Source organism: Pseudomonas sp. LBUM1645 (assembly GCF_059716185.1).
In genome coordinates this window covers 3,635,848-3,649,111 of sequence record NZ_CP166811.1, presented here as the reverse complement: position 1 = coordinate 3,649,111, position 13,264 = coordinate 3,635,848, and the positions used below count along the sequence as shown (strand labels likewise).

General features: G+C 61.1%; 10 protein-coding genes. 8 read left to right on the top strand and 2 right to left on the bottom strand.

Annotated features, from left to right (window positions below; translation table 11 throughout):
* Positions 1 to 168 precede the first annotated feature (168 nt).
* The 8 genes from ACA079_RS16350 to ACA079_RS16315 all read left to right on the top strand — a co-directional run bounded on the left by ACA079_RS16350 (position 169) and on the right by ACA079_RS16315 (position 10,803).
* On the top strand, positions 169 to 1,632 hold the full coding sequence (locus ACA079_RS16350) for a flavin monoamine oxidase family protein (protein WP_497700058.1): 1,464 nt from the start codon (positions 169 to 171) through the stop codon (positions 1,630 to 1,632).
* A complete protein-coding gene (locus tag ACA079_RS16345) occupies positions 1,629 to 2,021 on the top strand; it encodes a c-type cytochrome (protein WP_497700057.1) in 393 nt (130 codons plus the stop codon). The genes ACA079_RS16350 and ACA079_RS16345 overlap by 4 nt, the downstream gene beginning before the upstream one ends.
* Complete coding sequence (locus tag ACA079_RS16340; protein ID WP_497700056.1) at positions 2,018 to 2,401, top strand: hypothetical protein; 384 nt, start codon at positions 2,018 to 2,020, stop codon at positions 2,399 to 2,401. The genes ACA079_RS16345 and ACA079_RS16340 overlap by 4 nt, the downstream gene beginning before the upstream one ends.
* Positions 2,402 to 2,469: 68 nt before the next feature.
* The gene (locus ACA079_RS16335) at positions 2,470 to 3,834 is read left to right on the top strand and encodes a DUF1329 domain-containing protein (RefSeq protein WP_497700055.1); all 1,365 of its coding nucleotides are present in this window, start codon (positions 2,470 to 2,472) and stop codon (positions 3,832 to 3,834) included.
* Positions 3,835 to 3,864: 30 nt separating this feature from the next.
* Positions 3,865 to 5,718, top strand: coding sequence for a DUF1302 domain-containing protein (locus tag ACA079_RS16330; protein WP_497700054.1), 1,854 nt, complete (start codon positions 3,865 to 3,867; stop codon positions 5,716 to 5,718).
* A gap of 64 nt (positions 5,719 to 5,782) precedes the next feature.
* Positions 5,783 to 8,143 (top strand): efflux RND transporter permease subunit, encoded by a 2,361-nt coding sequence (locus tag ACA079_RS16325; RefSeq protein ID WP_497700053.1) that lies wholly within the window; start codon positions 5,783 to 5,785, stop codon positions 8,141 to 8,143.
* Between the two features lie 14 nt (positions 8,144 to 8,157).
* A complete protein-coding gene (locus tag ACA079_RS16320) occupies positions 8,158 to 9,126 on the top strand; it encodes a WD40/YVTN/BNR-like repeat-containing protein (RefSeq protein ID WP_497700052.1) in 969 nt (322 codons plus the stop codon).
* Positions 9,127 to 9,165: 39 nt separating this feature from the next.
* Positions 9,166 to 10,803: a 3-(methylthio)propionyl-CoA ligase gene (locus ACA079_RS16315; protein ID WP_497700051.1), complete on the top strand. Its 1,638-nt coding sequence runs from the start codon at positions 9,166 to 9,168 to the stop codon at positions 10,801 to 10,803.
* Between the two features lie 80 nt (positions 10,804 to 10,883).
* On the opposite strand, the gene ACA079_RS16310 is transcribed toward ACA079_RS16315, so the two are convergent.
* Positions 10,884 to 12,332, bottom strand: coding sequence for an arylsulfatase (locus tag ACA079_RS16310; RefSeq protein ID WP_497700050.1), 1,449 nt, complete (start codon positions 12,330 to 12,332; stop codon positions 10,884 to 10,886).
* A 42-nt stretch (positions 12,333 to 12,374) separates the two neighbouring features.
* The gene (locus tag ACA079_RS16305) at positions 12,375 to 13,214 is read right to left on the bottom strand and encodes an SDR family NAD(P)-dependent oxidoreductase (protein WP_497700049.1); all 840 of its coding nucleotides are present in this window, start codon (positions 13,212 to 13,214) and stop codon (positions 12,375 to 12,377) included.
* Between the last annotated feature and the right edge of the window lie 50 nt (positions 13,215 to 13,264).

The following is a 13,264-nucleotide window of genomic DNA, read 5'->3' as shown; positions in this document are numbered from 1 at the left end:
TGTCAACGGCTCTGACGCACGCTGACAAGCCCCTGCGCAACTCCACTGTTAGCTTCTGTCCCTGAGGTGGGCATGACCTGTCCCGGCTGGCGTTGTCTCGCTCGGCCCGGGTCTTTTTAGCTGTGCTACATGCCCGCCACTAATAACAAAAAGAAGAGGTGTGGGTTAATGGCAGAGCATGAAAACGGCGCCAAGGGCGTCAGCCGTCGTAAGTTTTTGCGCGGTGCCGGAGTGGGCGCGGTAGCTGTTGCGGGGGCGGGCGCGGGTGTTATGACCCATGCCACGGCGGCGTCGGGCGATCACTGCAAGACCGCGGGTTGCGACTATGACGTGGTGGTGATCGGCGGTGGCTTCGCGGGTGTCACGGCGGCGCGCGATAGCCGCAAGAACGGCTACAAAACCTTACTGCTGGAGGCGCGCAACCGCCTGGGCGGGCGCACCTTCACCTCCGAGTTCGACGGCCACAAGGTCGAGATGGGGGGGACCTGGATTCATCAGTCGCAATCCTCCGTCTGGGCCGAGAAAGAACGCTACGACCTGGAGGTGCTGGAGACGCCAATCAGCAGCGTGGCGCTGGAAAATGAAGAGTATCTGGTCAGGGTCGGCGACACGACTCATAAGCTGAGCGGCGAGCAGTTGCTGCCAGTGATGGAAGCTTTCGATGCCTTCTTTACCGAGGCGCGCCAGGTTTGGGACCGTCCGTTCGACGCCCAGTACACCTGGAACGAAATCATCCGCCGTGACAAGCGGACCGCCCTGCAACGCCTGGATGAGCTAAAGCTCAACCCGGTGCAGCGGGTGGCGGTCGACAGCTTCGTCAGCGCGACGTCGCATAGCCCGCTGGACCAGACCTCCTACGTCGACATGTTGCGTTGGTGGGCGCTGTCTGGCTGGAACCTGCAGGGTTTCAACGACGCTCTGGTGCGTTACAAGTTCAAGGACGGCACCATCGGCCTGATCAACAAGATGATCGAGGACGGCAAGCCGGAAGTTCGCTTGTCGACGCCGGTGAAGAAGGTCGAGGACAAGGGCGATCACACGGTGGTCACCCTCCAGAATGGCACGCGGATAGTTGCCGCCAGCGTGATCATCGCCTTGCCGATGAACGTGCTGCCCAACCTCGAGTTCTCCCCGGCGCTGGACCCGGCCTTGATCGAGGCCGGCAAGCAGAAGCACTGCGGCAGGGGGGTCAAGTTCTACTTCAAGGCCAAGGGTGGTTATACCAAGCTGGCGAAAGTCACCGCCATGGCCGACTCCAACTACCCGGTGAACCTGGCGATGCCGTTCTACGTGAGCGACGATTACACCATTTTCGTCGTCTTCGGCAACGACCCGAGCAAGATCGACATCAACGACAACAAGGCCGTCCAGGCGATCATGGAGCCACTCTTCCCGGGCATCGAGGTCGAGGGTACCTACGGCTACGAATGGACCCTGGACCCTTACAGCCTGGGCACCTACGCCAGCTACAGACCGGAGTGGTTCGAGAAGTACTACGCGCACTTCCAGAAAGATCGCGGCCGTATCCTCTTTGGTCAGGGCGACCACGGCGAGGGCTGGCGCGGCAGTATCTCTGGCGCCATCGCCGCTGGCAGCAAGGCAGCCGTGCGGACCAGGGAGCTGTTGGGATGAATGGTCGCTACGCCCCTCAGCTGCTCGCCGCACTCGGACTGCTGGGACTGATCAATCTATCCGCGCAGGCCGCTGAAGCCTGCGACCCGGCGGCCGGTCAGAAGCTCTTCGAAACCCGTTGTACAACCTGCCACTCACTCACCGAACACAAGGTCGGGCCAAGGCTCGGTGACGTGTTCGGTCGCAAGGCAGGTTCAGCCACGGGCTTCACCTATACGCCAACGCTGGAGCAAGCGGGCTTCACCTGGGATACGGAAAAGCTCGACGCCTTCCTCAATGGTCCGATGACGTTCCTGCCCGGTACCGCCATGGCCTTCGGTGGCCTGCGCCAGGCAGAGGATCGTCAGGCCCTTGCATGTTTCCTCCGTCAACAAGGACCTCACTCATGAGCATCACGATCTTCACCAAACTCAAGTGCCTGCTGACCGTAGGTGTTGCTGCACTGCTGCTGGTCGACCCAAGCCTGATCTTTCGCTGGGTGGGCCTGCCACTGGGGAATGACGGCATGCTCCTCGGCCGTCTGCTCGGCGCTGTCTATCTCGCTGTTGGCCTGGGCTTCTGGTTCATCCGCAGTCTCGAAGACCTGCCACGCCGTGACGCGCTGTTGCTGATCGGCTCCGATCTGGTGTGCACCGGTTTCATCGTTCACGCGGTCATGGCGGGTGAGATGAACCACCTCGGCTGGGGCCTGGCGGCGGTCTACCTGAGTTCTGCCCTGGGCTTCAGCTGGTGCGCCAGCCAGCCTCGCGTCAAGCCGGCCTTCGCCTGATCCGCGTTTCGCCCCGGCGTCTTCCGTCGGGGCGCTCCTGCACAACAATTACAATGGGAGAGCAGTACATGAGTATTCAATTCAAGAAGACCCTGCTGGCCAGCGCCTTGGTGGCGCTGTTCAGTGCGAGCGGCGCCCAGGCGGCGACCCCGGCCGATCTGGGCAAGCTAGGCAACGAGCTGACGCCGTTCGGTGCAGAAAAATCCGGCAATGCCAGCGGCAGCATTCCGGCCTGGAACGGCGGTCTGACCCAGGCTCCGGCAGGCTGGCAGCCTGGCCACGGCGACCCTTATGGCGCCGACAAGCCGCTGTATTCCATCGATGGCAAGAACCTTGCGCAATATCAGGCACAGTTGCCTCCTGGTCAGGTGGAGCTGATCAAGGCCTATCCGGGCTACCGCATGGACGTCTACCCGACGCACCGTAGCTGTTCCTTCCCAACAGAAATTGCCCAGCGCACCAAAGCGTTCGCCGCGCAGAGCAAGATCGGCAGCGACGGCTGGAACCTGGAGCAAGCGGCCGGCGCGTCGATTCCCTTCCCTGTGCCGCAAAATGGCATCGAGGTGATGTGGAACTACAAGCTGCGCTACATGGCCAAGGGGCGTCGCGCCCAGGTGTCGATGCTGCTTCGCGAGAAGAGCGGTGAACTGTCCGAGCTCAAGCAGTGGGCCATCGAGTTTTACCCCTACAACGATGCGGCGGTCAAAAGCCCGGTCGATGCCGGCGACTTCGAAGCCAAGATGCTCTACGACGTGCTGACACCGCCATCGCGGGCTGGCGAGATGTATCTGGTGCACGGCTACCTCGACAAACCGCAGGACTCCTGGATCTATTTCCCCGGCCAACGTCGCGTGCGCCGTGCGCCATCCTTCGCGTACGACAATCCGATTGCCGGCACCGACAGCCTGTACTTCGTCGACCAGATCAACATGTTTACCGGGGCGATGGACCGTTATGACTTCAAGCTGATCGGCAAGAAGGAAATGATGGTGCCTTACAACTCCTACAAGTTGGTCGACAAGAACAACAAGTACGAGAAGCTGATGGGCCAGGACTACCTCAATCGCGACGCCCAACGTTATGAGCAGCACCGTGTCTGGGTGGTGGAAGCCACGGTGAAGGCGGACAAGCGCCACTCATTCGCCAAGCGTGTGTTTTTCGTTGACGAAGACAGCTGGGCGCTGTTGCACGTGGACATGTACGACGCCAAAGGCAATCTCTGGCGCGTGCAGGAAGGCAGCCTCTGGGCCAACCCGCAGACCCAGTCCTGCACCGGCTTCGAGTACGTGAGCTACGACCTCGTCGCACGGCGTTACATCGCCGATGGCTTTACGCAAGAAGGGGAAGTGCTCGACCTGACCGCCGGACTCGAAGGCCGGGTCAGCGACAAACTGTTCAACTCCAACGAACTGCGCCGCAGCGGCGAACGTTAAGCAGCAGTAACTCCGCGTAAAGGTAGAGCTATGAACAACAATAAAAAAGGCGCGGCCCTAGCCGCGCGAGGCTTCGCGCGCGCTAAAAATAGTCTGACTCTGGCAGTAATGGCCGCCTCGAGCCTGATGTGGATGGATGCCAGTCATGCCATGCGCTTTGGTTCCGAGGATGGCATTTCCGGCAGTTTCGACTCCACGCTGTCATACGGCTTCGCCACGCGCATGCAATCGTCTGATTGCCATTTGCTCGGCGGTGACAGCGGTGGGTGCAACGACGGTACCAATACTGGCTTGGGGGAGTTCTACAACCTCAGCAGAGGTAACGGCTACGCCAATGCCGATATCAACTACACCAACTCCGACGATGGCGACCAGAACTACAACAAACACGATGTCTTCTCCGAGGTCGTGAAGGGCACCCACGAATTGAGCCTGAAGTTCGGCGATGGCTGGAGTGCCCTGGGTCGGGTCAGTTGGTCGAAAGACTTCAAAATGGACAACACCCGGCGCACCGAACTCGATGACAATGCCGATCGCGAAGCCACCGAACGCGTCGACCTGCTCGATCTGTGGGTGGCCAAGAGCTTCGACTTGGGCGAGATGCCGGCAAAGGTCAAGGTCGGCAACCAGGTGATCAGCTGGGGCGAAGAGATTTTCGTCACCGGCGGCATCAACCAGATCAATGCCCTCAACCTGACGAAATACCATACGCCCGGCACCCAGTTGAAGGAGGTCTTCGTCCCGGCCCCCATGGCGTCGTTCAACCTGGGATTGACTGACAACCTGAACCTGGAGACCTACTACCAGTTCAAGTGGAACGCGTACGGCATCGACCCGGTGGGCACCTACTATTCCAACTCCGATGTGGTGGGTGAGGGCAACCGGCCGATCTACTACTCGACCAGTACGGTTGACGGCCTTCTCGGTGCCGGTACCTGTGCCTCGCTGACACCCACCGGTCGTTGCGGCGAGCCATTGATCAGCGGCCTGGACGATGCGACGTTGGTCGCCAATGGCCTGGCGGTTCCGTTTGCCGGCGAGCGCTCGGCCAAGAATAGCGGCCAATATGGTGTTGCCCTGCGCTGGACGGTAGAGGAGATCGCCACCGAGTTCGGATTCTTCTACCAGCGCTACCACGACAAGCTGCCCTTCGTCGGCTACACCGCGACGTCCAATCCGGATGCGTTGCTAATCGACAACTACTTCTGGAACTACGGCGAAGACAAGAACCTGTACGGCCTGTCGCTCAATACCATGGCCGGCCCGGTGGCCGTTGGAGCGGAGTTGTCCTATCGGCCCAACGACAGCGTCGGCATTGACCCCACCGTGCCCTTCGGCCAGGCGTTTACCGGTGAGTTCAACAAGTTCAGCGTGTACGACACCGGTACCAGCAAAGGCTTCGTCGAAGAGAAGAAATGGCAGGCTCACGTGAATGCCATCTACACCTTCTCGGCCAATGACCCGCTCGGGTTTATCCCGACCAGTGTTGGCGCGTCCGACGGCTTCCTACTGACTGAGGCGGTGGTGACCCATTACCCGGACCTGGACACTTCGGGTGAGACACCATACTTCCTGCCGGACTATTCACTGCCGGACAAAACCTCATGGGGCTACGTGACCGAGCTGGGCATCAACTACCCAAACCTGTTCGGCACCGGGATCACCCTGACGCCGCAACTGGACTTTGCGCATGACGTGCATGGCACCACGCCTAACGCCCTGCCTTTCGTTGAAGGTCGTAAGTCGCTGACCAGTTCGTTGCTGTTCAACTACCGCGACCGCTGGAAGGGTGGTTTGCAGTGGGTGCAGTACTGGGGTGGTGGGGACAACAACCTGATGGCTGACCGCGATTTCTTGAGCGGCAACATTTCCTACTCGTTCTGACGTCGTGCCTTCCCTCGGCCACGGGCTGAGGGAAGCTCATTCCCGTTTTTCAGGAAGGCTCATCATGCTGGCTTCTCTGGTGCTCGGTCTCGAGCGGTTCTTTTTTCGGCGTCGTCTGTCGACGTTGGCAGTGCTGGCGCTAATCACACTAGTCATGGCCGGTTTCGCCTCGCAACTGCGCATGTCGGCCGGTTTCGACAAGCAGCTGCCCCAGCAGCACGAATTCATTCAAACCTTCAACAAGTACCGGGACGTGCTGTTCGGTGCCAACCGCGTCATCGTGGTGCTGCACGCCAAAAACGGCGACATCTGGAACACGCAGGCCATGACCCGGCTCTACGACCTGACCCAGACGCTGTTCTTTATGCCGGGCATTGACCGGCGCACGGTCACTTCGCTGTGGACGCCCAATACCCGCGCGGTGCAGATCACCGAGGAGGGCATGAAGGCCGAAGATGTCATCGGCGGTGACGTCACGGTCGGCACCCTTGATGAGCAGGCGATTGTCGGCATTCGTGATCGCACCATCGTGGGCGGCTTTGTCGGCAGCCTGGTGGCCAACGACTACTCCGGCGCCATGGTAGTGGCCGAGCTGGCCGATCCGGACCCGCAGACCGGCAAACGCCTGGACTACCTGGAGTTCAGCAAACGCCTGGAAGACGATGTCCGCGCCAAGTATGCCGACAGCGCCTATGACGTGCAGATCATCGGTTTCGCCAAGCAAATGGGTGACATCGGCGCCGGCGCGACCAGTGTGATGGGCTTCTTTGCGCTGGCCTTCCTGCTGACCCTGGCCGCGGTGTATTGGTACACCCGCTCCTGGGTGCTGACCTTTCTGCCGCTGTGCTGTTCGCTGGTGTCGGTGGTCTGGCAGTTCGGCACCATCACCTTGCTCGGCTTCGGTCTCGACCCGCTGGCGATTCTGGTGCCGTTTCTGGTGTTCGCCATTGGCGTGTCCCATGGCGTGCAGCAGGTCAACTTCATCTCCAAGGAAGTGTGCAACGGCGCCGATGCGATGACTGCCGCTCGCCGCAGCTTCGGCGGCTTGTTGATTCCGGGCACCTTGGCGTTGATTACTGCCTTCGTCGGCTTTGCCACTCTGGTGCTGGTACCGATCCCGATGATTCGCGAACTGGCGATTACCGCCTCGGTCGGGGTCGCTTACAAGATCATCACCAACCTGATCATGCTGCCGGTACTGGCCAGTTTCTTCCATTTCGATCAGGCCTACGTCAACCGGGTCAAACGCCTGCAAACCTGGCGCGATGGTGTGATGAGCAAACTCGGGCGCCTGGCCGAAACCCGCAATGCGGCGATCGGCTCGGTGTTGTGTCTGGTATTGCTCGGCCTTGCCGTCTGGCAGAGCCAGGGTCGACATGTCGGCCACGTGTTGCCGGGCGCGCCCGAGCTGCACAGCGACTCGCGCTACAACCAGGACGTGGAAAGCGTGGTCGGTCATTTCGGCCTGGGGCTGGACCTGTTCACCGTGGTGGTGGAAACGCCGAAAAACGGCTGCTTCCAGCATGAAGTCATGGCGTACGCCGATCGCCTGACCTGGTACCTGGCCAACGTGCCGGGGGTGTTGTCGGCGCAATCGTTGCCGGCACTGACCAAGCTCTCGGCTTCGGGCGTCAACGAGGGCAACCCGAAATGGGCAGCGCTGCCGGTCGATGAACTGAGCATTGGCGAAGCCGTGCGCCAGGTGCCCGAAGTGCTACGGCTGTACAACGCCGATTGCACCGTGCTGCCGATCAACCTGTACCTGGCCGATCACAAGGCCACCACCCTGAAAACCGTCGTCGCTGCGGTGCAGCAGTATCGGGCGCAACACCCCATGAACGGCGTTACGGTGCGCCTGGCCAGTGGCAACGCCGGGGTGCAGGCGGCCACCAACGAAATCGTCGAGACCTCCGAGTTGCCGATGATGCTCTATGTCTACCTGACCATCGTGCTGCTGGTACTTCTGGTCTATCGCGACTGGCGGGCGATGGTCGCCTGCTGTGTACCGCTGACCCTGGCGACCTTCCTCGGCTACTGGTTCATGAAGTCGCTGGACATCGGCCTGACCGTCGCCACCTTGCCTGTGATGGTGCTGGCGGTGGGGATCGGCGTGGATTACGCGTTCTACATCTACAACCGCCTGCAACTGCACCTGGCCGAGGGGCAGGACATCGTCACCGCGTTCAAACGGGCTCTGCGCGAGGTCGGCGTGGCGACTATCTTCACCGCCATCACCTTGTCCATCGGCGTGGCGACCTGGTCGTTCTCGGCCTTGAAATTCCAGGCCGACATGGGGTTGCTGCTGACCTTCATGTTTATGGTCAACATGCTGATGGCGATCACTTTGCTACCGGCCATCGCCGTGATGCTGGACGTGCTGATTCCGCGGCGGGGGCCAGTCCGTACGCCTCTGATTGCGCATTGATCGAGGGATGTGAAATGTCGAATAAAACGATTTCGCTGCCACGCATGTTGGCCATCGCTGCGTTGTTCGGACTGGCAGGGCAGGTGCTCCATGGCCACGGCGCCGAGCTATCGTCCATGCGCCTGACTCAGGCGCAACAAGCGCCGCTGGTGGCCGTCAGCAAGGCAGGCTCGGGGCTTGTCGCACTAGGCGATCACGGTGTGGTGGTGCTGTCTGCCGATGGCAAACAGTGGCGCCAGGCCAAGGCCGTGCCGGTGGATGGGCTGCTGACGGCGTTGAGTTTCGCCGATGGGCAAAACGGCTGGGCCGTGGGGCATGGCGGGGTGTTGTTGCGCACCGAGGATGGTGGTGAGACCTGGGCGCTGCAACCGCCCCTGGAGGGCAAGCCAGTGTTGCTGTCGGTGTGGTTCGAAAACACCCGGCACGGCATTGTCGTCGGTGCCTACGGCTACGCCAGCGAAACCCGCGACGGTGGTCGCAGCTGGCAGCGCTTGAGCGTGAGCAGCGACGGCGACGATTACCACCTCAACCAAATCTTTGCCGGGCGCGATGGTCACCTGTTCATCGCCGGGGAGGGCGGCAGCGCCTACCGGTCTCCCGACAATGGCACGACCTGGGAAACCCTGGACACCGGCGCCAGCGGCTCGTTGTGGGCTGGCGCGAGTCTGCGCGACGGCCGCGTTCTGTTGGTGGGCATGAGCGGACGGGTGCTGGTCAGCAACGACCTGGGTGATACCTGGCAGAGCAGGGACAGTGGCAGCCAGGAAGCCATCACGGCGGTCGGCCAACTCAGCGATGGTCGCGTGGCGCTGGTGGGCAATGGCGGGCTGGTGGCCGTCGCCGATCAAGGTTTGCAACGCTTCAAGGCGCAGGTCCGCGCCGATCGGCAGAACCTCGCCGCGCTCGCGCCGCTGGGCGAAAGCCAACTGGCGCTGTTTGGCCCGCAAGGTGTGTTGAAGCAGGATCTGACGGACAGCCATTAATCGGCGCACTTAAACAAGAATCTGAAGGAGCACGAAACGATGCTGGGCTTGATGCAAGACCAACCGCTACTGATTTCATCGGTTCTCGAACACGCGCTCACGGCGCATCCACGAAGCGAAATTGCCTCGCGCACGATCGAAGGGCCGTTGCACCACTGCACCTATGCCGACATCGGACGGCGTGCCAAACAACTGGCCAATGCCCTGACCGCGCTGGAGGTGCAGCCCGGCGAGCGGATCGGCACCTTGGCCTGGAACGGTTATCGGCACATGGAGCTGTATTTCGGTGTGTCGGGAATGGGTGCGGTCCTGCATACCATCAACCCGCGGCTGTTCCCTGAACAAATCGAATTCATCGCCAACCACGCCGAAGACCAGTACCTGTTCTTCGATCTGTCGTTCGCCGCGCTGGTAGAACAGCTCGCGCCACGGATGAAGACCGTCAAAGCCTTCATCGCCCTGACGGATCGCAACCGGATGCCGGACATCGAGGTGCCCAACCTGCTGTGTTACGAGGACTTGATTGACGGCCAGAGCAGTGACTTCGACTGGCCTGCGCTCGACGAAAGGGCGGCCTCCTCGATGTGCTACACCTCGGGCACCACCGGTAATCCGAAAGGCGTGCTGTTTTCGCACCGTTCCTCGATTCTGCATTCCCTGGGGCTGTGCACATCGGAGGGCTTTGGCCTGTCGTCGGCGGATTCGGCGCTGCTCGTGGTGCCCATGTTCCACGTCAATGCCTGGGGCATGCCCTACGCGGGGGCCATGTGCGGCGCCAAGCTGGTGCTGCCGGGGGCGGCGTTGGACGGCGAGAGCCTCTACGAGCTGATGCGTACCGAGCAGGTGACGCTGGCCCTGGGCGTGCCGACGGTGTGGATGATGTTGCAGCAGCACGTCGAAACCCGTGGCCTGGACCCGCTGGCGGACCTATGCCTGAACCGGGTGGTGATCGGCGGGGCCGCAGCATCGAGGACCCTGGTCGAGACGTTCGAAACCCGTTTCGATGCCCGGGTGCTGCATGCCTGGGGCATGACCGAGATGTCGCCACTGGGCACCGTCTGCAACCCGCTGCCCAAACATCGCGATGCTTCGCAGGCTGAACGGCTTGACCTGCAGGCCAAACAGGGGCGGGCGCTGTTCGGAGTGTCCATGAAGATCGTTGACGAGGAGGGCACCGAGTTGCCCCGTGACGGCAAGGCCTCCGGCCATCTGCTGGTCAAGGGACCCTGGATAGCCAACCAATATTTCCGGGGCGAGGGCGGGAGCATTCTCGATGATGCCGGATGGTTCGATACCGGTGATATTGCCACCATCGATTCCGATGGCTACATGCAAATCACTGACCGTGCCAAGGATGTCATCAAGTCCGGTGGCGAATGGATTTCCTCGATCGACCTGGAGAACGCCGCCGTCGGTCACCCAGCGGTGGCCGAGGCGGCCGTTATCGGTATTCCCCATGCCAAATGGCAGGAGCGCCCGTTGCTGATCGTGGTGATCAAACCCGGTAAGAACGCCAGCAAGGAAGAACTGCTGGAATACCTGGAAACCCGCGTAGCGAAGTGGTGGCTACCGGACGACGTCGCCTACGTCGAGGCACTGCCACATACGGCCACGGGAAAACTGCAAAAAATGAAGTTGCGCGAGCAGTTTCGTGACTATCGCTTGGCGCAGGAGTGATCGAGCCGATTCACATCAAGAGTTGCTGGCTCCCGAGAAAGGTCGGGAGCAGCACACCTATGGCGATTTCTACACGAACATCACCCACCGAATTTCGTCAGATTGACGGCCTTGGGATTTGGATATTGCTCGAGTGACTTCCGGTATTCGCCGATCAACTTCACATAAGGAGCCAGGGTCCAGGCGTTCACCGACACAGTATTGACCTCTTCGCGGGGGTCTTGCTCGATATTGAAGATCGATGGATAACCGGTGAGTTCGGCGCGGTAGCCGCCAATGCCGGCCATGGCTGGATTGCCGGCCGAGCTGATGAACTGCTTCGGATAGATGCGGAACTGCCGCCAACGCACGGCAACGATCTCGTCACCGAGGAAGGTGATCAGGCTTTCACGCTTTGAAGCGGTCTGGTTGCCGAGGACGACATCGCTTTGGTCGACGCCATCGATCGGCCGATCTGCGGGAACCGCTGCGCCAATGATCTTCGCCAATGTCGGAAAGATATCGTGGATGGACACCATCGCATTGCTCGTCCGTGGCGCGATCCTGCCTGGCCACTTGATCATGGCCGGCACACGCAATGAACCTTCCAACCCATCGCCGAGCTCGCCACGGAACGGGCCGTTCGAGCCTCCACGGAACTCGGGTGGTCCCTCAGTCGGTGCAGCGCCATTGTCGGACAGCCAGATCACGATGGTGTTGTCTTCGACGCCGGCGGTCTTGATCGCGTCCAACACCTGGCCGGTGCGGTGATCGAGCTCCATGATCGCGTCACCATAGGGGCCAATCCGCGACTTGCCGTCAAACTCGGGGGCGACCAGGGAGGGGTAATGGGTATTCGTCCAACCGACGAAGAGCAGGAACGGTTCAGACGCTTTGGCCTGGCGCTGGATGTATTCCACCGCCGAATCGGCAATATCTGCCTCCACCTGGCGGCGGTAATCAAGTGTATAAGGGCGGACTTTCTTCAGTACGCCATTGGCCCCGGACTCCCAAATGGCAGGCTCGGACGCCGAGATAAGTGCCTCGGGGAGCCCGCTGCGCTGCATACCATTGCGATACAGGGTGCTGTCGCTGGTTTCGATAACGCCAACCCGGTACTGGTCGAAGCCTTGGCGGGTCGGCCAGCTTTGCTCGCTTGCTCCCAGATGCCACTTGCCAATGTAACTTGTCGCGTAGCCCTGGCTTTTGAAAAGCTCTCCCAGCGTCACTTCATTGGCCTGGAGCGTATTCGGCGTGCCCGCAACGATGATGCTGCCAAGGCCTGAACGTGGCGAATAGCGTCCGGTCTGCAGCGCAGCGCGCGAGGGCGTGCAACCCGGTTCTACGAGGAACTGGGTAAAACGCACGCCTTCGCTGGCCAACTGGTCGATGCGCGGAGTCGGCATCCCCCGAACCTCGCCCGCGCCATAGGCACCAAGGTCGCCATACCCGACGTTGTCGGCCAGCATGACGACGACGTTGGGTTTGTCCTGGGCTTGCGCGCAGCCCATGAATGCGATCAGGAACGACAGTAGCCGGATACGTTGCATTGTTTGCTCTCCACGGTTGCGCACTGACTGCCCAGGTTCAAATCAATCGGCCGGCTGCTCGGCGTACAACCACTTCCGGTTGCGGTACAGGTAAGCAATCAGCCGGAAGTAGCTTTCCGGCATCCAGCGTTTGAGTCGCCAGGCCCATTTGGCATCAGGCTGGGTCATGACGTAGAGGCGGCCCTTTTCCAGTGCGCGAAACACATCGTCGACGATGTGTTCGGAGGTGAATCGGGACTTTTTCAGCTGCGCCAGCAGGCGCTTTTCCATGGCGCGCTCACTGGTGAGCGAGTCGCCCAGCGATGTCGCGAACACGGTCGGGCACACCACGGTGACGCCGATGCCATAGCCACTGAGCTCGGACTTGAGGGTCTCCGACAACGACACGACGCCAGCCTTGGCCACGTTGTAGGGCGACATTTCCGGCCCGGACAGGGTGCCGGCGCTCGATGCGGTATTGATGATGCATCCGCCGCCCTGGTTCTTGAGCAAAGGCACGAAGGCCCGGCAGCCATAAATCACGCTCCACAGGTCGACGTTGATGACCTTTTCCCACTCTTCAAGGGGAAGGTCATCGATCATGCCGGCGGATGCAATGCCCGCGTTGTTGAACACCAGGTCGACGCCGCCCCACAGTTGTTTGACGGTGTTGGCGGCGTCCTGCAATGCCTCTTGTCGAGTGACATCCAGCACCATGCTGAAGGTCTCGGCGCCGCGTTTGCGCAACTGCGCCTCGGCCTGTTCCAGTCTTGTCGCGTTGATGTCGGCGATCAGCAGTTTCCAGCCCCTGCTTGCCAGGTGCATGCAGATGGCCAGACCGAAACCGCTGGCGGCGCCTGTCACGAAGGCACGTTTTGCCGGGTATTTCTGTTCGAGTTTCATGATTGCTCGCAATGCCGTTGTCGTTGCTGAAGTTAGCCGGTGGTAGGCGT

Excerpts from the sequence above, each read along its gene's own strand:
- ACA079_RS16315 (WP_497700051.1), top strand. The coding sequence starts at position 9,166 with ATGCTGGGCTTGATGCAAGACCAACCGCTACTGATTTCATCGGTTCTC.
- ACA079_RS16345 (WP_497700057.1), top strand. The coding sequence starts at position 1,629 with ATGAATGGTCGCTACGCCCCTCAGCTGCTCGCCGCACTCGGACTGCTG.
- ACA079_RS16335 (WP_497700055.1), top strand. The coding sequence starts at position 2,470 with ATGAGTATTCAATTCAAGAAGACCCTGCTGGCCAGCGCCTTGGTGGCG.
- ACA079_RS16340 (WP_497700056.1), top strand. The coding sequence starts at position 2,018 with ATGAGCATCACGATCTTCACCAAACTCAAGTGCCTGCTGACCGTAGGT.
- ACA079_RS16320 (WP_497700052.1), top strand. The coding sequence starts at position 8,158 with ATGTCGAATAAAACGATTTCGCTGCCACGCATGTTGGCCATCGCTGCG.
- ACA079_RS16305 (WP_497700049.1), bottom strand. The coding sequence starts at position 13,214 with ATGAAACTCGAACAGAAATACCCGGCAAAACGTGCCTTCGTGACAGGC.
- ACA079_RS16310 (WP_497700050.1), bottom strand. The coding sequence starts at position 12,332 with ATGCAACGTATCCGGCTACTGTCGTTCCTGATCGCATTCATGGGCTGC.
- ACA079_RS16330 (WP_497700054.1), top strand. The coding sequence starts at position 3,865 with ATGAACAACAATAAAAAAGGCGCGGCCCTAGCCGCGCGAGGCTTCGCG.
- ACA079_RS16350 (WP_497700058.1), top strand. The coding sequence starts at position 169 with ATGGCAGAGCATGAAAACGGCGCCAAGGGCGTCAGCCGTCGTAAGTTT.
- ACA079_RS16325 (WP_497700053.1), top strand. The coding sequence starts at position 5,783 with ATGCTGGCTTCTCTGGTGCTCGGTCTCGAGCGGTTCTTTTTTCGGCGT.